The 18,921-nt window shown below is 57.0% G+C and carries 17 protein-coding genes; 12 read left to right on the forward strand and 5 right to left on the reverse strand.

Going from position 1 to position 18,921, the window contains the following annotated elements; genetic code table 11:
• Window positions 1-79 precede the first annotated feature (79 nt).
• Window positions 80-814: a MerR family transcriptional regulator gene (locus tag F3J37_RS09395; RefSeq protein WP_058961622.1), complete on the reverse strand. Its 735-nt coding sequence runs from the start codon at window positions 812-814 to the stop codon at window positions 80-82.
• Window positions 815-965: 151 nt separating this feature from the next.
• On the opposite strand from F3J37_RS09395, the gene F3J37_RS09400 reads away from it, so the two are divergent.
• Both F3J37_RS09400 and F3J37_RS09405 read left to right on the forward strand, forming a co-directional pair.
• Window positions 966-1,529 (forward strand): helix-turn-helix domain-containing protein, encoded by a 564-nt coding sequence (locus F3J37_RS09400; protein WP_166933123.1) that lies wholly within the window; start codon window positions 966-968, stop codon window positions 1,527-1,529.
• Entirely contained in the window at window positions 1,526-2,044 is a 519-nt protein-coding gene (locus F3J37_RS09405) for a GNAT family N-acetyltransferase (RefSeq protein WP_166933125.1), read from the forward strand. Before F3J37_RS09400 ends, F3J37_RS09405 begins: the two co-directional genes overlap by 4 nt.
• Window positions 2,045-2,054: 10 nt before the next feature.
• On the opposite strand, the gene F3J37_RS09410 is transcribed toward F3J37_RS09405, so the two are convergent.
• Window positions 2,055-3,026 (reverse strand): LysR family transcriptional regulator, encoded by a 972-nt coding sequence (locus F3J37_RS09410; RefSeq protein WP_166933127.1) that lies wholly within the window; start codon window positions 3,024-3,026, stop codon window positions 2,055-2,057.
• A 157-nt stretch (window positions 3,027-3,183) separates the two neighbouring features.
• Between F3J37_RS09410 and argH the strand changes: the two genes are divergently transcribed.
• From argH to F3J37_RS09445, 7 genes are read left to right on the forward strand one after another with little or no spacing between them, the layout of a single operon-like run.
• Entirely contained in the window at window positions 3,184-4,611 is a 1,428-nt protein-coding gene (argH, locus tag F3J37_RS09415; protein WP_166933129.1) for an argininosuccinate lyase, read from the forward strand.
• 10 nt (window positions 4,612-4,621) lie between these two features.
• Complete coding sequence (locus F3J37_RS09420; protein WP_160832550.1) at window positions 4,622-5,500, forward strand: amino acid ABC transporter permease; 879 nt, start codon at window positions 4,622-4,624, stop codon at window positions 5,498-5,500.
• A gap of 13 nt (window positions 5,501-5,513) precedes the next feature.
• Window positions 5,514-6,278 carry an amino acid ABC transporter ATP-binding protein gene (locus F3J37_RS09425; protein WP_034820986.1) on the forward strand — a complete coding sequence of 255 codons (765 nt, stop codon included), beginning with the start codon at window positions 5,514-5,516 and terminating at the stop codon, window positions 6,276-6,278.
• Between the two features lie 19 nt (window positions 6,279-6,297).
• On the forward strand, window positions 6,298-7,119 hold the full coding sequence (locus F3J37_RS09430) for an ABC transporter substrate-binding protein (protein ID WP_166933131.1): 822 nt from the start codon (window positions 6,298-6,300) through the stop codon (window positions 7,117-7,119).
• Between the two features lie 12 nt (window positions 7,120-7,131).
• The gene (locus tag F3J37_RS09435; RefSeq protein WP_034820981.1) at window positions 7,132-7,977 is read left to right on the forward strand and encodes a polysaccharide deacetylase family protein; all 846 of its coding nucleotides are present in this window, start codon (window positions 7,132-7,134) and stop codon (window positions 7,975-7,977) included.
• On the forward strand, window positions 7,970-8,857 hold the full coding sequence (locus F3J37_RS09440) for a polysaccharide deacetylase family protein (RefSeq protein WP_166933133.1): 888 nt from the start codon (window positions 7,970-7,972) through the stop codon (window positions 8,855-8,857). Before F3J37_RS09435 ends, F3J37_RS09440 begins: the two co-directional genes overlap by 8 nt.
• A complete protein-coding gene (locus F3J37_RS09445) occupies window positions 8,841-10,202 on the forward strand; it encodes an MmgE/PrpD family protein (protein ID WP_166933135.1) in 1,362 nt (453 codons plus the stop codon). The genes F3J37_RS09440 and F3J37_RS09445 overlap by 17 nt, the downstream gene beginning before the upstream one ends.
• An 892-nt stretch (window positions 10,203-11,094) precedes the next feature.
• Here the strand turns inward: F3J37_RS09445 and F3J37_RS09450 are convergent.
• Together F3J37_RS09450 and speB are read right to left on the reverse strand one after the other, a co-directional pair.
• Window positions 11,095-12,180, reverse strand: coding sequence for an iron-containing alcohol dehydrogenase family protein (locus F3J37_RS09450; protein ID WP_166933137.1), 1,086 nt, complete (start codon window positions 12,178-12,180; stop codon window positions 11,095-11,097).
• Window positions 12,177-13,136 (reverse strand): agmatinase, encoded by a 960-nt coding sequence (gene speB / locus F3J37_RS09455; protein ID WP_166933139.1) that lies wholly within the window; start codon window positions 13,134-13,136, stop codon window positions 12,177-12,179. The genes F3J37_RS09450 and speB overlap by 4 nt, the downstream gene beginning before the upstream one ends.
• 124 nt (window positions 13,137-13,260) lie before the next feature.
• Between speB and F3J37_RS09460 the strand changes: the two genes are divergently transcribed.
• The 3 genes from F3J37_RS09460 to ybiB all read left to right on the forward strand — a co-directional run bounded on the left by F3J37_RS09460 (window position 13,261) and on the right by ybiB (window position 17,430).
• Window positions 13,261-14,157 (forward strand): LysR family transcriptional regulator, encoded by an 897-nt coding sequence (locus F3J37_RS09460; RefSeq protein ID WP_058962201.1) that lies wholly within the window; start codon window positions 13,261-13,263, stop codon window positions 14,155-14,157.
• A 54-nt stretch (window positions 14,158-14,211) separates the two neighbouring features.
• A complete protein-coding gene (gene dinG / locus F3J37_RS09465) occupies window positions 14,212-16,389 on the forward strand; it encodes an ATP-dependent DNA helicase DinG (protein WP_166933141.1) in 2,178 nt (725 codons plus the stop codon).
• Between the two features lie 72 nt (window positions 16,390-16,461).
• Window positions 16,462-17,430, forward strand: coding sequence for a DNA-binding protein YbiB (gene ybiB, locus F3J37_RS09470; protein ID WP_166933143.1), 969 nt, complete (start codon window positions 16,462-16,464; stop codon window positions 17,428-17,430).
• A 274-nt stretch (window positions 17,431-17,704) separates the two neighbouring features.
• Here ybiB and F3J37_RS09475 read toward each other — a convergent pair whose 3' ends face one another.
• Complete coding sequence (locus F3J37_RS09475) at window positions 17,705-18,862, reverse strand: M20 aminoacylase family protein (RefSeq protein WP_166933145.1); 1,158 nt, start codon at window positions 18,860-18,862, stop codon at window positions 17,705-17,707.
• Window positions 18,863-18,921: the final 59 nt, after the last annotated feature.

Raw genomic sequence — 18,921 nt, forward strand, 5'->3', positions numbered from 1 at the left:
GAAACCTGAGAAGAGTCATGGAGTGCGGCATGATAACGCGCACACCCGGCGAGGCAAAGGCCGTGTGTGCGATTTTTTGTCAGGCGGGATCGTGAATGTGAGTGGCAAACCCTTGTGCCTGCCAGTGTTCAAACTGCTCCAGCTGCCGACGAGTCGGTTTTTTACCGGTCCAGATAAACAGATTTTGACCGGGGAACAGTTCAGGACGCGGCATATCCAGCGGCTCGGCTAAGACATCCATGCGCCAGCCCTGCTGCGACAAGCGCCAGGCTTCAAGCCACAGGCGGGTGCGATCTTCTACGCCCCAGCCAATCATCAAAGCATCTTTGCCGGCTTTTTTACGGCCGCCCGCGAGACAAAACGCCACGTAATCAATCAGCGCGCCATCTAACAGGCTACACATGGTACGGGCGGTGTGTTGATCCAATCCCAGGCGCTGACGCACGGGCACAAACACGTGATCGATTAGCGCATCTACCGGATGTTCGCGGCCTATGGTGGCAATTTTGGTGCGCAATTTAGCCGGACGAACGTGACGCAGCACGCTCATCAGCTCTTCCTGCAGCGCGGTCCAGCCATCGTGCACATTAACGGTTTGGCCTTCCAGCAGGGCTTTCACCTTGCCAACAGGCACACCGCTTTCTATCCAGCGCTTGATCTCCTCAATGCGCTGAACATCTTCATCATCAAACTGGCGATGACCGCCTTCTGTACGCTGGGGTTTTAGTAAACCGTAACGGCGCTGCCAGGCGCGTAGCGTTACCGGGTTGATTCCACAGCGTTCGGCAACATCGCCGATACTGTATAAGGCCATGGCGTCCTCGAAAATTCTGACCTGCATTACAACACCTTAACCGCCTCGTTTGGGTTGTACAACTCTTTTATATTTGTACAACTTGACGTTTTAAGCAAATTGAGGCTTTATTTCATATGTGAGAATTATTTCCCAAATATGAGAGGTGGACATGTCTGTACCGGATACCGAAGATCGACTGGCCGCACGATTAGCCGAATTGCGTGTGCAACGTGGCTGGTCACTGGACGAACTGGCGATGGCTACCGGCATCAGCCGGGCTTCATTGTCGCGCATTGAACGGGCGGAGACCAGCCCCACAGCCGCTTTGCTTAACCGACTATGTGTCGCCTATGGCTTGACCATGTCGCGCCTGTTGAGTGAAGTGGAAGAGGAGGCCGCGCTGCTGCTGAAAGCGAGCGATCAGAGCGTTTGGCGCGACGATGCCAGCGGTTATCTGCGTCGCAGTGTCTCGCCGCCCGCCAGCCATTTCAAGGCCGAGCTGGTTGAGAGCGTGTTGCAACCCGGTGCGCGTATCGATTATGACGCACCGCCAATACAGGGGCTGGAACAGCATATCTGGCTGCAATCCGGCGAGCTGACGTTCACCATGGACGATCAACGCTGGACATTGCAGGCGGGGGATTGCCTGCGTTTTCATCTCACCGGCAAATCATCATTCCAGGCGCATCCTGAAGGCGGCGCGCGTTACATTCTGGTGGTGTGCAAACCATGATTGAAATTGAACAGTTAAGTGCCACTCAGGCACAGCCCCTGCTAGCCGCGTTGACCGAGGTGCTGCAGGGTTGCGTGGCTGACGGGGCCAGCGTCGGTTTTATTGATGCCGACGATCGCGCAGCGATGGAACGCTTCTGGCAGGATAAAATCTACAGCCTGGCAAGCGGCGATAATCAGCTGCTGGTGGCGCGGCAGCAGGGTGTGATTGTTGCGACGGTAATGGTCGGGTTTAGCGCCATGCCGAATGGGCGTCATCGCGCGGAGATCAGTAAATTGCTGGTGCATCCCCATGCCCGACGTCAGGGAATTGCGCGTCGTCTGATGCAGCAGGCTGAGCAATTAGCGGTTGAGCAGGGCAAAACGCTGCTGGTGTTGGATACGCGCAGCGGCGATGTGGCTACGCAGCTTTACTTATCGATGGACTGGCAAATTGCGGGTTCCATTCCGTTGTACGCCGAATCGACGGAAGGGGCGTTAGATGCCACCACGGTGATGTATAAAGTGGTGGGGTGATTGCACCAACTTAGTGCACCTCTTCGGCCTCGGCCAGGCCCAGTGATTGCATGAACAGCCGGATAATCGGATTAATTTTCCGGCCTTTTTTCATCATCAGGCAGAACGGATTTTCCCGACGTACCGATTCATCGCCCAATTCACACAGCTGCCCACGCGCAATAAAGGGCGCGGCATAGTGCTCGGGTAAATAACCAATAAAGTGCCCGGTTAAAATCAGCATGGCGACGGATTCCACTTGCACCGCCTGCGCACCGCTGTCCTGTAATGGAATGAGGCGGCGGTCATCGCGCGGCGTGACATATAAATGATTAATGATTTTCTGCTCACGTAATATTTCCACCGATATATTCTTATCACAAGATCCAGAATATAAAGGATGTGACATGGAGCAATATAATTTCGAATATTCTTTATAAAGCGGGAAGTAATCAAAATCACTTTTCATTTCATAAACCGGCGCAATGCCACAATGAAAACGGCCTTCACTCATCCCGCGTTCAATATCATCTAATTGCGCAGTCTGTAAGCGAATCTGCACCTTTGGTGCTTTCTGGTGCAACTGTTGCACCGCTGCGGTGACCGGGGAGTGCGGATCAGAAATGGTGTTGTCCACCACACAGATGGCGATGTCACCCAGCAACTCATTGCGGCTGTTGTGCAGACGTTCACGGAACAGATTCAGGGAGACGAACAGCTCCAGTGTGGCCTGATAGACATTAATGCCGTACTGCGTCAGTTCAAAGCCTTCGCGCCCACGGCTACATAACGTCATGCCGAGACGAATCTCCAGATCGGAAACCTGCTTACTGATGGCGGCTAAACCAATATTCAGTTCATTGCTGGCAGCGGTTAATCCCCCGGCTTCCACCACGCATTTAAATACGCGAAGCAATTTTAAGTCGATATTACTCAGTGCCAGAACCGCATTATCGCCGCGATTATTTGCATTGTTTCCAGACTGGGAAACTTTACTTTCCATCTTTGCTATTCAACTCCGGAATAATTGCGGTGAAAGTACAGTGAACCTGAAATATGACGTATTTACCAGTGTGAGTGTGAAATAAGTTTTTATTATCACTGCTGGTTTATTCATATCTTTTCCATATCGCTGACGAGTATCTGTAAGGGGAAATAGCATGTCTGATAATGCCGAACTGTTATGGGGCGCGCGCTTTAAAGCGGCACCGGCGGCCAGTTTAACCGCGCTGTCGCGCAGCCCGGATTATTACTTTGCCCTGGCACCTTACGATTTAGCAGGCTGCCGGGCACATGCCCGTGAGCTGGCTCGCGGCGATCTGCTGAGCAGCGAAGAACTCCATACCATGCTGGCGGCGATTGATGCGCTGGATGCCGATTATCGTGCGGGTAATCTGCATCCGATTGCGGCTGACGAAGATGTGCACACTTTCATTGAACGCGCACTGACCGAGCGCTTAGGACCATTGGGCGGCAAACTGCGCGCCGGCCGTTCGCGTAACGATCAGACCGTCAACGATTTGCGCCTCTACTTGCGTGACAACGGCCGCAAAGTAGTCAGTGCTTTACTGGCTCTGCAGCAATCTCTGGTCGAGCAAGCCGCACAGCACACCGAAAGCGTGGCGCCAGGCTTTACTCATTTACAGCAAGCACAGCCGATTGTGTTCGGTCATCAACTGCTGGCTCATGCGCAATCTTTTGCCCGCGACATTGAGCGCATGCAGGACTGGGATCGCCGCAGCGCGCGCTGCCCACTCGGTGCCGCAGCGATGGCCGGATCGGCGATTGCACGCCAGCCGGAAAAAGCCGCTGAAGACCTGGCTTACCTCGCACCGTGCGAAAACTCTATTGATGCGGTGGCCAGCCGCGATTACGCCGCAGAATTCCTGTTCGTCACCAGCATGATCGGTATCAACCTGTCGCGCCTGTGCGAAGAAGTGTGCATGTGGGCTTCGCGCCAGTTCCGCTGGGTGGAGTTGCATGACAGCTATGCTACCGGCAGCTCAATCATGCCGCAGAAGAAAAACCCGGACATTGCCGAACTGACACGTGGTCGTTCTGGTCGTCTGGTCGGCAACCTGATGGCACTGCTCACCACCATGAAAGCCATGCCGCTCTCCTACAACCGCGACCTGAGCGATGACAAACGCAACGTGATTGATGCCGTGGATACCCTGCTGCTGGTGCTGCCTGCGATGGCCGGCATGATGTCGACGCTGAAATTCAACACCGACGTCATGCGCGAACAGGCACCGGACGGTTTCACTCTGGCCACCGAAGTGGCCGACTGGCTGGCGATGCGCGGCGTGCCGTTCCGTGAAGCCCATGAAATCACCGGTCAGCTGGTGCAACTGTGTGAACGCGAAGAGTGCGGCCTATCGGACCTGAGCGATGCGCAGTTGCAAGCTGTCGATGCACGCTTAACGCCAGAAGTGCGCAGTGCCCTGACGCTGGAAGCGGCACTGGCGGCACGTAGCGGCTATGGCGGCACTGCACCGGCACGCGTGCGCGAACAGCTCGCGCGTTTGCAAATCCTGATGCAGGACCAGCAGCGCTGGACTGAAGATTACGCTGGCCCGCGCGCCTGAGGAGACGTCTATGTCCCAATCCACTCCGGTTGAACCCAGCTTGAAAAATAGCCGCGAGCAGATGCATTACGATCTGGATCGCTATCAGGTGGTGCCACGTCGCTATTACGGCCGCATCACGGCTTCAGCGGTGATCCTGGTGCTGCTGGCGTTGCTGGTGAATGCCTTCGCCCACGGCAACATTGAATGGTCGTTTGTCGGCCAGTTCTTTACTGCCCAGGCAATCCTTAACGGCGTGGTGAACACGCTGATTATGTCGGTGCTGGCAATGGGACTCGGCATCCTGTTCGGCGTGATCACCGCGATTATGTATATGTCGCCCAATCCGGTGCTGCACTACATCGCCGTGGGTTACGCCTGGATCTTCCGTGGCACGCCGCTGATTCTGCAACTGCTGCTGTGGTTCAACCTCGCGCTGGTGTTTCCCACCATCAGTATTCCCGGCGTGTTCAGCGTGCAAACCGTCACCATTATGACCCCGTTCCTCGCGGCACTGCTGGGTCTGAGCATCAACCAGGGGGCTTATACCTCCGAAGTGGTGCGCGCCGGGTTGTTGTCCGTGGATACCGGACAGTACGAAGCGGCGAAGGCGATTGGCATGCCGCGTCTGCAAGCGCTGCAGCGCATCATTTTGCCGCAGGCGATGCGCGTGATTTTGCCGCCGGTAGGTAACGAATTCATCAGCATGATCAAAACCACCAGTCTGGCCAGCATGATTCAGTACTCCGAACTGCTCTACAACACACAAACCATCTACTTCGCCAATGCGCGCGTGATGGAGCTGCTGTTCGTAGCGGGCATCTGGTACCTGATCATCGTCACTGTGCTGTCGTTTGGTCAGAGTCGCCTTGAGCGTTTCTTCTCACGCGGCCACCGCCAGCGTCAGTAATTGGGAGAGAGAGATGAGAAACATCGTGCGCGCCGTCAAGGTGAACAAATATTTCGACCAGTTCCATGCGCTGAAGGATGTCAGCCTCGAAGTGAATTACGGCGAGGTGATGTGCATCCTCGGGCCATCCGGTTCCGGTAAAAGTACCTTCCTGCGCTGCATCAACCAGCTGGAAAAGGTCGATCAGGGTGGCATTTGGGTCGACAACGAATTAGCGGGCTATCGCATTGCGGGCAACAAACTGCATGCACTGAGCGATAAGCAGATTGCCCGCCAGCGTCTGCAAACTGGCATGGTGTTCCAGCGCTTTAACTTGTTCCCGCACAAAACCGCGCTGGAGAACATTATCGAAGGGCCGTGCCGCGTCCTGCTGCGTCCAAAACGCGAAGCCAGTGAAGAGGCGATGGCGCTGCTGGATCGCGTCGGTCTGGCGCACAAAGCGCACGACTATCCGCAGTCACTGTCTGGCGGGCAGCAGCAGCGTGTGGCGATTGCCCGTGCGCTGGCGATGAAACCGAAACTGATGCTGTTTGACGAACCCACTTCGGCGCTGGATCCGGAGATGGTCGGCGAAGTGCTGGCCGTTATGCGCCAGTTAGCAAAAGAGGGCACCACCATGCTGGTGGTCACTCACGAGATGGGCTTTGCCCGTGAAGTGGCCAATCAGGTGGTGTTTATGGACGAGGGACGCATTATCGAGCAGGGCGCACCAGAAGACATTCTGCTGAACCCGCAAAACCCACGGATGAAAAACTTTATTAACGCGATTCTTCTTTAACGTGACCGGGGTGAAAAACATGAAAAAACTGTTATTGAGTGCCATCAGTGCCGCGCTGTTACTGCAATCTTCTGCCTGGGCGGATATCGCCGTGCCAGCCGCCATCAAAGAGAAAGGCCTGACTGTGGCGATCATGCCGAACTATCCGCCAATGGATTTTAAAGATCCGGCCACCAACCAGCTTACCGGTGTGGATTACGATCTCGGCCAGGCGATTGCGGCCAAGCTGGGCGTGAAGGTCAACTGGCAGGAGATCGCCTTTGAGCAGATGGTGAACGCGGTGGTGACCAAGCGTGTCGATTTAGTGATGTCCGGTATGACCGACACCAAAGAGCGCCAGAAGGTGGTGAACTTTATCGACTACTTCAAAACCGGTCCGCAGTTCTACACCCAGGCCGCTCGCAGCGACATCAACAGCGCCATGGATCTGTGTGGTAAGAAGGTTGGCACCAGCCGTCGTACTACTTTCCCGGTAGAGATTGCCAACTGGTCTAAAGCGCACTGTGAAGCCGCCGGTAAGCCAGCCATCATCGTCGTTGGCGCTGAAGGGACGGCGGATGCGCGTACCCAGCTGCGTCAGAACCGTCTGGATGGTGTAGTGCAGGGGAGCGAAACGCTGCCGTACATCATGGACCTTGAGAAAGGAAAGTATAAGCCGCTCGATAAAGCCTTCTCCTTCCAGTACACCGGCATGGCGATTGGTAAAGATGCCAGCGAGCTGACCACTGCGATACAAGCGGCGATTGACGCGATGATTGCTGATGGCAGCTACCAGAAGATCCTCGCGAAATGGGGCCTGGCTGACAATGGCGTGACCCAGGCGACCGTGAACCAGGGCTAAAGGAGCGTAGCGATGCAACAACCGGGCGCAGTGCGCTGGCCGCAGGGGAAACGCGGCTGTATGGCGCTGGCGTTTGACCTTGATGGTCCCACCGGCGATGCCATGTTGAATGGCAGCCTGTGGTCAACGCCAGAATATTTCACCTTTGGTGCGTATGGGCCGTACCGTGCGCTCGGGCGATTGCTCGACCTGCTGCGCGCTTTCCAGATTCCCGCCACGTTTTTTGTACCAGCGTGGGTGGTGGAGCAGTGGCCGCAGCAGTGTCAGGCGATTATCGAACAAGGCCACGAAGTGGCCTATCACGGCTATCGTCACGAATCTTTCTGGGCGATTTCGCCGGATGAACAGCGTGCTGTGATGGCGAAATCCGCTGAAATCTTTAAACAGCATTTGGGCATCACCGCCTGCGGTTTCCGCACGCCGTCAGGTGACTGGCATGCCGAAACGCCACAAATTCTGCGTGATGCTGGGGTGATTTATTCCAGCAGCATGCGCGGCGACGATCGTCCGTACAGCATCCCGGTGGCGGGTCACACGCCGCTGGTCGAGATCCCCGGTAAGTGGGAGATGGATGATTACGCCTCGCTGGCCTATACGCGCCAGCCTGACTTCCCGAAAGGCGGCGATCGTATTGCCAGCTATGCGCATACCCGTGATAACTGGCAGCGCGAATTCGACGGCGCAATGGATGAAGGCTTGTGCCTGACCACGCTGTTCCACCCGAAAATTTCCGGCCAGCCGGGACGTATCCTGCTGCTGGAGCAGTTGTTTGAACATATGACGGCGCGTGACGATGTGTGGTTTGCGCGCTGTGATGCGGTGGCGCAGTGGTATCTGCAGGAGCAACAGCATGACTGAATCTTCCCGCTGGCCGCTGGGCTTCCAGTCCGCCGCCGTTTTGACTATCGATTTCAATGATATCCACGGTATTTTGACCCAGGCACCTGCCGTCGCCGGACGCGATAAAACCCTGTCGGTATGGCGTTATGGCACCCTGCGCGGTGTGGATCGCTTGCTGGCGTTACTGGCAGAAAAACAGCTGCAAGCCAGTTGGTGCTTACCGGCAATTGTGGCGATAGAGCAGCCGGAACTGATTAAACGCATCGTGGCCGATGGGCATGAAATTGCCTGTAGCGGCGAGCGCCATGAAGACTTCTCGGCGTTGTCGCTGGAGCAGCAGATCGCCAGCGTGACGCGCGGCTGCGACCAGCTGGCACAGTTTACCGGCAAACCGATTCAGGGTTTCCGCACCCCCGCTGGCCAGTGGAAACCGGGGCTGGCAGACGCGCTGGTGGAGCAGGGTATTCGCTGGTCATCAAGCTGGCGCGGCGACGATCTGCCGTACTTCCATCCCGGCACACGGCTGGTGGAACTGCCGATGCACTACACCCTGGAAGACGAACCCTATTTTGCTTTTAACCTGAGTCCGGCTATCCCGCCGGGACAGTCGCGGATTGCGCCTTATGCCGAAACGCTGGCGAATATGACGCAAGACTTCCAGGGTTTCCACCGCTTTGGGCTGTGTTATCTGCTGCGCCTGCATCCGGAAATCATCGGCACCGCCGGGCGTATTGGCTTGCTACGTGAACTGATCGAGACGCTGCAACAGCACAACGTGTGGATTGCTACGGCTGAGCAGGTGGCGGCGCATTGGCAAACGCAGCCGGACAATGATTTTTCCCATCCGGCAGAAGTGTTTACCCGCATCACGGGAGGTGCGCATGGCCTCGACGCTTGAACAACTGGCGGCATTTATCGCTGACACCCGTTTTGAACAGTTGCCTGAACCGTTGGTGGAGCAGGCGAAGCGCCATCTGCTGGATACACTCGGGGCTTCACTGGCGGGCAGCGACAGCCCAATCTGGCGCGAATGTCTGGCATTGGCGCTCGCAGAAGGCGGGCATCAGCAGGCACAAGTATGGGGAAGCACAGAGCAGGTCAATCCGCGTCAGGCGGCATGGCTCAATGGCGTGGCCGCACATATGTATGAGTTGGATGATACCGGCGGCTGCGATCACTCTGGCGCGGTGGTGATTCCCGCTATTCTGGCGGCACTGCCGCTGGCGACGCAGCCGGTTGACGGTCAGGCGCTGCTGGTGGCCATGGTGATCGGTTATGATGTCGGACGCCGGGTGCTGGAAGCCTGCGGCGGCTACTCTGCCCACAACGTTGCAGGCTGGCACTCCACCGCCAGCTGTGGCGTGTTTGGCGCGGCAGCCGCGGTGTGTTCACTGCTGCAACTGGATCGCGCTCAGTGCGCGTCGGCCATGGGCATTGCCGCCAGTTTTAGCGGTGGGCTGTGGGGTTTTATTCACGACGGCTCACACACCAAAAAGCTGCATGCCGCACGCGCGGCAGAAGGTGGCGTGCAGGCGGCCTTGTTGGCGCAGCGCGGTATCAATGGACCCTCGGCGGTATTTGAAGCGAAGTGGGGTGGATTCCTGCAAACCCTGGCATCTGAAACACAGCAACCCGCTGCATTAACCGCCGACCTTGGCGTGGTGTGGAAGCTGGCGCGCTGCTCGATCAAGCCGTATGCCGCTTGTCGCGGGACGCATTCGGCGATTGATGCACTGGGGTTGCTGCTGAAAGAACACCCGGTGCGTGTCGAGCAGATTGAACGTATCGTGGTAGGGCTGAATCCGTTCCTGCTGGAGATGTGCGGCGGACGTGAGCTGCAGAGCCTGGCGAGTGCACAAATGAGTCTGCCGTATGCACTGGTGGCGCGAGCGCTTTACGGCTCCGCTGAATTGTCCAGTTATGATGATGCCAAACGTCTGCATCCTCAGGTTGAAGCCTTTATGGCGCGGATTGAGCTGGTGATTGATGAGCAGCAGGGCCGCGACGACGAGCCGTGGGTGCGGATTGAAACCCAGCAGAGCGAGCAGTGGCAGCAGCATGTGCCGGTACCGTCTGGTGCGCCGGCTAATCCGCTAAGTCTTGAGGCGTTGCTGGCTAAATACCGTAGCTTAGCGGGGCGCGTGTTGCCGGTTGAGCAGGTTGAACAGCTGGAAGCGATTTGCATGGAGTTGGATGACGTCGCGGATGTGCAGGAAGTGGTGGCGTTGTTGGCTCGTGCATAGGGTGTAGGTGTAAAAATTTGCACCTAAACCTGTCGCAGTGCCTTGGGTATGCAGGTTAATTTTTATCTCCGCAATTCAATTTTCAGGCGCTGCTGTTACTAATAGGCGGTGACGCAGGCTGGGGGCGCTTTGGCGCTGGCGTCCTCGCGCCGCTGACGCGGTACCCTCACTTCGTTCGTCTGCCTGACGGAACGGCGGGGGATGGCACATCCATGTGCCGCCCCGCCTTCCGCCCGCGTCCTGCGGGCTATCCTGGCAGACTCACTCAGTTCGGCGCTGCGGATTGCCTGCGCCAAAGCACCCCCAGCCTGCTCATTAACCATTGTGCTTGCTGTTAACGGCAGCCTGGTTTAGTCCATAGCGGGCATGTTGATCCAGATCTTACATCCAGCTGATCAGCTTAAGTGATTGCTGTTGGAAGGGGCACAATATTTGAGGCCGTAGCACCTCTGATGCTGCAAGGGCTATCCGCAGCGCTGAGGCTTCTACGTTGGGATGAGAGATCCACACAGGGATGACCCAAATGTTACAGTCTGCTGATGAGCTGAAGTGAATGCTGTTAAAAGGGGCACAATATTAGAGGCCGTAGCACCGCTGATGCTGCAAGGGCTATCCGCAGCGCTGAGGCTTTTACGTTGGGCCAGGAGATCCACGCAGGGATGCGTGGATCAGTTCGGGGCCGACCAGGGATGGTCGATCCCCGAACGTTCCGTAGGCACGACGTGGAAGCCGAGGGCACCGCGTCAGCGGCGCGAGGACTGCCCGGCAGCAGCAGAGGTGTTACGGCCCGCACCCAGCACAGGACTCAGCCCCCAAACTAAACACACCTATACTTTTCGTTCTCACTCCGCATAAGTACTCGTCTCATCCTGCTCAAGTACTTAGCTCAGATTTAAACCCGATCAGCCAACCCTTCAATCCGCTGCATCGCCGCCAGCAGGCGGGCTTCGGTCACTTCGACCGACATATTCTCCATATCCGGTGCGTGCACGGATTCACGCACAACCAACGCCAGCTCGGCATCATCCAACTCGGCAATCTCACGCAGCGTCAATGGCACACCGCAGTCACGCGCCAGACGCATCTCATCCAGCACCTCTTCATCGCTGCGATCTTCCAGCGCCAGCAGGCACAGATTACCGAAGCCCACCAACAGGCCATGACCAAACTCACGCGTCTTATCGCAGAAGGTAAAACCTTCATAAATCGCATGTGAAGCCGCTGCGTGGGCGCCGTTGCTCATCAGCGAGGTCAATCCCGCCCAGGTAAAGATGGCATCCAGCACCTGATCCAAAGAGGCACTGCTCTCACCGCGCAGCACTGCTGCATAAGCTGCCGGGCCGTGTTCCGCGATCACGTCATAGCAAATCTGGCTATGTGCCAGCGATGACAATGCATTGCCTTCGCGCGCCGGATGGCGGACGCTCACCGCGCGGAACTCATACCATTTCGCCAGGGTGTCGCCCAGACCAGCAGCCAGCCAGCGAGCAGGGGCTTTAGCCAGCAACTCACTGTCGATGATCACTGCTGCGGGTGCCTGTGGCAGCGGGAAAATATCGAAGAAATTGCCGTTATCGTCGTAGCGAATGGTCAATGGCGTCACTGCCGAACAGGTAGCGGCAATGGTCGGGATGGTGATAAACGGCAAGCCCAACTGCGCTCCCACGGCTTTTACGGTATCCAGCGATTTACCGCCGCCGACACCGATAATCACGTCAGCTTGCAGTTCGGTAGCGATCGCCGCCAGACGGTTAATCTGATTGATTGAAGTCTCACCACCAAACCACTCCTGCGCCAGCAGCGTCACGTTGGCTGCCAGCAGTTGAGCGCGCACCTGCGCTTCCACCGATTGCAATGCCTGATGGCCGCCGATCAGCAGGGCGCGTTTGCCCAGCCCCGCACAAATCTCGCCCAGTTGATTGATCACACCCGCACCGCGCAGCACGCGCGCCGGAAACACCAAATTCTGTTGTGTCATGCTTTCTTCTCTGTGTAACGGACGCCGGGCAATACGCACAGCATCTCATAAAGGATATTGGCCGCCAGCTGGGAGGTCATGCCGCTGATATCGTACGGCGGTGACACCTCGACCAGATCGCCACCGACCAGATTGAGTCCGCGACAGCCGCGCACAATCTCCAGCCCCTGCATCGAGGTCAAACCACCCACTTCCGGTGTACCGGTGCCGGGTGCCCATGCAGGATCGAAACTGTCGATGTCATAGCTGAGATACACCGGACCGTCGCCGATGCGTGCACGCACCTCAGCCATTAATGGGGCCATGGAGCGATACCAGCACTGTTCGGCAGGCACCAGATGGAAGCCCTGATCGACGCCCCACTGGAAATCATCGGCGGCGTAGCCTTGAGCACGCTGACCAATCTGCACCACGCGCTGGCAGTCAAGCAGGCCTTCTTCCACCGCGCGGCGGAACGTGGTGCCGTGGGCAATCTTCTCGCCAAACATCTCATCGTTGGTATCGGTATGCGCGTCAATGTGGATCAGGCCCATCGGCCCGTGCTTCTTCGCCAGCGCGCGCAAAATCGGCAGCGTCAGCGTGTGATCGCCACCGAGCGTTAACGGGATAATCGGCCAATTATTCAGCTCGGTATAATAGTTTTCGATGATGTCGACCGACTTCAGCAGACTGTAGGTATTGATCGGCACATCGCCGAGATCGCCAACGCGCAACGAATCAAAAGGGGCTGCGCCGGTTGCCATGTTATACGGGCGAATCATCACTGAATCGGCGCGAATGGCGCGTGGCCCATAGCGCGTACCGCTGCGTTGCGATGTTCCGATATCCAGCGGAATGCCTACAAACGCCACATCAAGATCGGCAGGGGATTCGACAGAGGGCAAACGCATCATGGTGCCACGGCCGGCGAAACGGGGCATCTCGTTGCCACCCTGCGGCTGAGGAAAATCGGTCATCACGAACTCCTTCGGCTAAGTGAGTCTTATCATGGCCTGAGGGAGGCGCGGGAAAAATCCTTGACAGCAAATAATCACTTCATAGATTGGTTAACTTTAGTCAGCAATCACTGAAGGAAATGCGGTGCAGACACTACCTAATCTCAAACTGCTGCAGGTGTTTGCCAGCGTGGTGGAAAATCAGGGCTACTCGCGTGCACAGCAGGCGCTGAATATGACCACGCCCGCCATCAGCGCTTACATGAGTGAGCTGGAAACGCAGCTGGGGTTTATTCTGTGCCAGCGCGGACGTGGCGGCTTTACCCTCACTACCAAAGGCGAGCAGTTTCATCGCTACAGCCAGGAAATGCTGGCCACGCTGGCGGGTTGGCAGGAGCAGGTCGAGACGCTGAAAAGCGCGCAAGGTGGCACCTTTTCGTTGGGCGTAGTGGATGCGACAGTGACTGACAGTACGCTGGATCTGCCGGCAGCAATTGCGCGCTTTAACCAGCGCTTTCCAGCCGTGTTTTTCAATCTCAGCGTGCGCGATCCCAATGAACTGCAGCAGCAGTTACTGGAAGACCGCCTTGATTTGGCAATCGGGCACTTTCCACTACGTGCCAGCAATCTGGTCACCATTCCGCTTTATGAGGAGCAACACTGGTTGTATTGCAGTCCGCACCATCCACTGGCGCAGGGCGATCCGGATATGCGCACCGTGCAGCAAACCGGCATGGTGACGCGGCGTTACTGGAATCAGCAGGAGTTAAACAAGCGCGGCTTCCGCCAGACTAACGCCTCAGTGGAGAGTATAGAGGCGCAGTTGACGCTGATCCTCTCCGGGAGATATATCGGCTATTTGCCGGAGCATTACGCACAAAGCGGGGAGCAGCAGGGCACGTTGTGCCGCTTGTTGCCACAGCATTTTCACTTCCGCGCACCGTTTTCGTTTGCCTTCCGCCGTGGACGCGCGCGCGAAACGCTGATCCGCGCGATGCGTGAAATTCTGAATCCAGCGCGAAAAAATAGCAGTGAAAGCTGACGCTGCGCCGATACTGTGTAAAAATACAGGCCAATTCAGCAAACAGTAATCAACATGGCCCTGACAGCAGCGATAAAAAGCCAGATTGCGCAATGGTATAAGGCGCTGCAGCAGCAGGTTCCTGACTTTATCCCCCGTGCGCCACAGCGTCAGATGATCGCTGAAGTGGCGAAAAGCCTGGCCGGTGATGAAGGCCGCCATCTGGCGATTGAGGCCCCCACCGGCGTGGGCAAAACCTTGTCTTATTTGATCCCCGGCATCGCGGTAAGCCGCGCCGAGGAGAAACGGTTAGTGATCAGCACCGCCAACGTCGCGCTGCAGGATCAAATCTTCAGCAAAGACCTGCCGCTGCTGAAAAAAATCATCCCCGATCTCACCTTCACTGCCGCATTCGGCCGTGGCCGCTATGTCTGTCCGCGCAATCTCGCGGCACTGGCGGCGACGGAAGATCAGCAAGGCGATTTGCTGCTGTATCTCGATGAAGAAGCGGTGACCGGCTCGAAAGAAGAGCAGAAGTTCTGTGCCAAACTGGAAAAGCAACTCAGCAGCTACAAATGGGACGGCCTGCGCGATCACTCCGATGTCTCAATTGATGACAGCCTGTGGCAGCGCCTTTCCACCGATAAAGCCAACTGCCTGGGGCATCACTGCCGCTGGTATCGTGAATGCCCGTTCTTTGTCGCGCGTCGTGAAATTGAGCAGGCCGATGTGGTGGTGGCGAACCATGCGCTGGTGATGGCGGCGATGGAGAATGAATCCGTATTACCGCCGCCTAAACATCTGATGCTGGTGCTGGACGAAGGTCATCATCTGCCGGAAGTGGCGCGTGACGCGCTGGAGATGAGTGCGGAAATCACTCCCGGCTGGAGCAGTTTGCAGCTCGATCTGTTTGTGCGGCTGGTGGAAACCATCATGGCACAGTTCCGCCCGAAATCGCCGCCACCGCTGACCAACCCTGAGCGGTTAAAAGGCCATTGCGATGAGATGCGTGAACTGCTGCAAATCCTGTGCGACGCGCTCAATCCGCTGTTACCCGCGCACAATCAGCCGGGTGAGTTTCGTTTTGTGCTGGGTGAGTTGCCGGAAGAGCTGATGACGATGTGCGCACGGCTGTTCAAACTGAGCGATGCATTGCGCGGGTTGAGCGAAGGGTTACTCAATGAGTTGGGTGAGCAAACCGGCAAAGCCGACATCATGCGTCTGCATCGGGCAATCATTCAGCTTAACCGCCAGTTTGGTTGGTTCGAATCGATCAGCAAACTGTGGCGACTGGCGGCCATGGAGAAAGCCTCTAATGCGCCGGTATCGAAATGGATTACCCGTGAAATTCGGGACGGCCAGGCGCATCTGCTATTCCACTGCGCCGGGATTCGCGTCAGCGATCAGCTGGAGAAACTGCTGTGGCGCAAGATTCCGCATGTGGTGGTGACCTCGGCGACCTTGCGTTCACTGAACAGCTTCAATCGGCTGCAAGAGATGTCAGGGCTAAACGAGAAAGCGGGCGATCGCTTTGTGGCGCTGGATTCGCCATTTAATCATGTCGATCAGGGCAAGCTGGTGATCCCGCAAATGCGCTATGAACCGCTGATGGCTAATGAAGCGGAGCACATTGCCGAGATGGCAGGCTTTTTCCTGCAACAAATGGCAGAAGAGAAGCACAAAGGCGTGCTGGTGCTGTTTGCCAGCGGGCGCGCGATGCAGCAGTTTGTCAGCCATGTCAGCGCATTACGCTTATCAATGTTGGTGCAGGGCGATCAACCTCGTTCGCGCTTAGTGGAGCTGCATCGCCAGCGAGTCGAAGCGGGGCAAACCAGTATTCTGGTTGGACTGCAGTCTTTTGCTGAAGGCCTGGATTTAAAGGGCGATCTGCTGACGCAGGTGCACATCCATAAAATCGCTTTTCCCCCGGTAGACAGTCCGGTAATTTTGACCGAAGGGGAGTGGCTGAAGAGCCTGAAACGCTACCCGTTCGAAGTGCAGAGTCTACCGAGCGCTTCGTTTACGTTGATTCAGCAGGTCGGCCGTCTGATTCGTAGCCATCACTGCTTCGGGGAGATCGTGATATACGATCGGCGTCTGCTTAACAAAGCTTATGGCAGTCGGCTGCTGGCCGCCTTACCGGTGTTTCCGATTGAGCAACCGATGGTGCCCGAAGCCAGCATCAAACCAGCGGTCAAAGCAGTGGTTAAAGCCCCAGTAAAATCAGCGAAGCGTAAAAGTAAGAAATCTTAGGTGTGCCCAGGCGCACCTCAATGACCTTTTGGCAGCCGGTTATCGGCGCGCCCTGGAAGCGGGAATGCCCTGATGGAACTGAATAAAATTATCAAAGAGATTGGGCGCGGTAAGAACCACGCGCGCGATATCGATTTCGACACCGCCGTTGCACTGTACAGCGCCATGCTGGCGGATGAAGTGCCCGAACTGGAGCTCGGCGGTGTGCTGATCGCCCTGCGTATCAAGGGCGAGGGCGAAGAGGAGATGCGCGGTTTTTACCACGCTATGCAGCAACAGATGATGCAGTTGCAGCCTCCCGCCAATCGTCCGATGCCGATTGTGATTCCCAGCTACAACGGCGCACGTCGTCAGGGCAATCTCACGCCGCTGCTGGCCTTACTGTTAAGCAAACTCGGGTTTCCGGTATTGCTGCACGGTGTGAGTGACGACCCGACGCGCATTACCACCGAAGCGGTACTGGCGGCGCTGGATATTGCGCCGGTCACCACAGCGCAGCAGGCTCAAGCGAAGCTGGACAGTGGCGAACTGGCGTTTATCACCATCGATCACCTGTGTGCACCGATGGCAAAACAGCTGTCGCTGCGCTGGCGTATGGGCGTGCGCAACAGCGCGCATACGCTGGCGAAGCTGGCCACGCCTTTTGCCGAACGCGCCGCGTTGCGCCTGGCGAGTGTTTCCCATCCGGAATATGTGCCGCGCGTCGGCAAGTTCTTCCAGGATATTGATGCACCCGCCATCCTGCTGAATGGCACCGAAGGTGAAGTGTATGCCAACCCACAACGCTGTCCGGCGATTAACTACATTGGCGGTGCGGGCGCAGAGGCGGAAGTGTGGGTTGAGCGCCAGCCAGAAATCAGCGTGGAACTGCCAGAAAGTAAAAATGCGCAAGACACTGCAGACTGGATCAAACAGGTGCTGGCCGGCGAACGTGCCGTGCCGCAGGCGCTGCGTTTACAGCTGGCGTGCTGCTTAGTGGCCACCGGGGAGTCAGCGACGCTGGATGAGGCGGAAACGCGATTGCAGCAAGCTGGGATCTGACGGGTAAATCAATACCCGCAGCCTTGGGTTGCGGGTCAAACGCACAGTCGAGAGAGGATATAAAATCAATCGTGCAATCGTGCATCGAGGGGTTTTGCGGGGGTGGGTGCATAGCGGGCACGTAACCGATTCCCCTCAGCTTGAGTCGCGCCGTTGAATCTATTGCTGCCTGATACAATGCCGCTTGAGATTGCTGGTTTTGGAAATCCGCCAGTCAGGCTTTAACCAACATGTCACCTCGATTGATATTCCTGGGTTCCGCGAATCCTGCCAGTCAGGCTTTGACCAGCACGTTCTCCACCAGTTGCTGCCAGAAGCGGATACCAATCGGTATCAGATCATCATTGAAATCATAATGCGCGTTGTGCAATGGGGCGGAGGGGGATGCGCCATCGGCACCGAGCCAGAAATAAGCACCCGGACAGGATTCCAGCATACAGGCGAAATCTTCCGATGCCATGGAGGGATTCACCTGCCAGTGCACCTGCGATTCGCCTAACACGCGCTGGGCAACCTCGCGCACCTGTTCCGCTGGGGCGGCATGGTTGGCGGTGACGGGATAACCCGGATACCAGTGAATCTCGCCGCTGACGCCAAACGGGCGCGGCAGGGTAGTGACAAAATCCTCAATCAGACTGCGCACGCGGTCACGTACGTCAGTCTGCAAACATCGCACCGTACCACGCAGCACAATCTGTTCGGGAATCACATTGATCGCTTCACCGCCGTGGATCTGCGTCACGCTTACCACCGCTGACGCCAGCGGTGACAAACGGCGTGACGGGATGGTTTGCAGCGCCATGATCAGCTCTGCTGCCACCACCATCGGGTCGGCACCGCTCTCCGGCATCGCCGCATGACAGCTTTTGCCGTTCAGGGTGATTTCAAAGGAATCGAGCGAGGCCATCATCGCACCTGGATTCACCGCCAGCGAACCCACCGGCAAACCCGGCCAGTTGTGCATGGCGTAGACCGCATCCATTGGGAAACGGGTAAACAAACCTTCTTCCACCATTTTCCGCGCACCGCCAAGATTCTCTTCCGCGGGCTGAAACAGGAAGTGCACCGTGCCTTTGAAGTTGCGCGTCGCGGCCAGTTGGCAGGCCGCCGCGAGCAGAATGGCCGTGTGTCCGTCGTGACCGCAGGCGTGCATCACGCCTGAGCGGGTAGATTTCCACTCCGGCGCGCCTTTTTCGGTAATCGGCAATGCATCCATATCGGCGCGTAAACCAATCACCGGGCCTGGGCCGTTTTCCAGTGTGCCAATCACGCCAGTGCCTGCCAGGCCACGGAACACCTGTAACCCTGCTTCAGCGAGCACGTTCGCAACCAGTTCACTGGTTTGTTGCTCCTGGTAACCGAGTTCAGGATGTTGGTGTAACTGGCGACGCCAGTTCAGGGCGTTTTCCAGCAGGACGGCAGGCAGGCTCATAAAGTAAGGCTCTCCATCAGCAGCAGTTGCTGCGATTTCTCTGACACGTAACGTGATGT

This window comes from Candidatus Pantoea communis (assembly GCF_011752685.1).
GTDB lineage: Bacteria > Pseudomonadota > Gammaproteobacteria > Enterobacterales > Enterobacteriaceae > Pantoea > Pantoea communis.

What these genes read in the sequence shown, in the direction of transcription:
- F3J37_RS09475 (WP_166933145.1), bottom strand. Translation starts at nt 18,862, where the DNA reads ATGAGCCTGCCTGCCGTCCTGCTGGAAAACGCCCTGAACTGGCGTCGC.
- F3J37_RS09445 (WP_166933135.1), top strand. Translation starts at nt 8,841, where the DNA reads ATGGCCTCGACGCTTGAACAACTGGCGGCATTTATCGCTGACACCCGT.
- F3J37_RS09410 (WP_166933127.1), bottom strand. Translation starts at nt 3,026, where the DNA reads ATGGAAAGTAAAGTTTCCCAGTCTGGAAACAATGCAAATAATCGCGGC.
- argH (WP_166933129.1), top strand. Translation starts at nt 3,184, where the DNA reads ATGTCTGATAATGCCGAACTGTTATGGGGCGCGCGCTTTAAAGCGGCA.
- F3J37_RS09425 (WP_034820986.1), top strand. Translation starts at nt 5,514, where the DNA reads ATGAGAAACATCGTGCGCGCCGTCAAGGTGAACAAATATTTCGACCAG.
- F3J37_RS09395 (WP_058961622.1), bottom strand. Translation starts at nt 814, where the DNA reads ATGGCCTTATACAGTATCGGCGATGTTGCCGAACGCTGTGGAATCAAC.
- F3J37_RS09450 (WP_166933137.1), bottom strand. Translation starts at nt 12,180, where the DNA reads ATGACACAACAGAATTTGGTGTTTCCGGCGCGCGTGCTGCGCGGTGCG.
- F3J37_RS09435 (WP_034820981.1), top strand. Translation starts at nt 7,132, where the DNA reads ATGCAACAACCGGGCGCAGTGCGCTGGCCGCAGGGGAAACGCGGCTGT.
- F3J37_RS09405 (WP_166933125.1), top strand. Translation starts at nt 1,526, where the DNA reads ATGATTGAAATTGAACAGTTAAGTGCCACTCAGGCACAGCCCCTGCTA.
- F3J37_RS09440 (WP_166933133.1), top strand. Translation starts at nt 7,970, where the DNA reads ATGACTGAATCTTCCCGCTGGCCGCTGGGCTTCCAGTCCGCCGCCGTT.
- ybiB (WP_166933143.1), top strand. Translation starts at nt 16,462, where the DNA reads ATGGAACTGAATAAAATTATCAAAGAGATTGGGCGCGGTAAGAACCAC.
- speB (WP_166933139.1), bottom strand. Translation starts at nt 13,136, where the DNA reads ATGACCGATTTTCCTCAGCCGCAGGGTGGCAACGAGATGCCCCGTTTC.
- dinG (WP_166933141.1), top strand. Translation starts at nt 14,212, where the DNA reads ATGGCCCTGACAGCAGCGATAAAAAGCCAGATTGCGCAATGGTATAAG.
- F3J37_RS09400 (WP_166933123.1), top strand. Translation starts at nt 966, where the DNA reads ATGTCTGTACCGGATACCGAAGATCGACTGGCCGCACGATTAGCCGAA.
- F3J37_RS09420 (WP_160832550.1), top strand. Translation starts at nt 4,622, where the DNA reads ATGTCCCAATCCACTCCGGTTGAACCCAGCTTGAAAAATAGCCGCGAG.
- F3J37_RS09430 (WP_166933131.1), top strand. Translation starts at nt 6,298, where the DNA reads ATGAAAAAACTGTTATTGAGTGCCATCAGTGCCGCGCTGTTACTGCAA.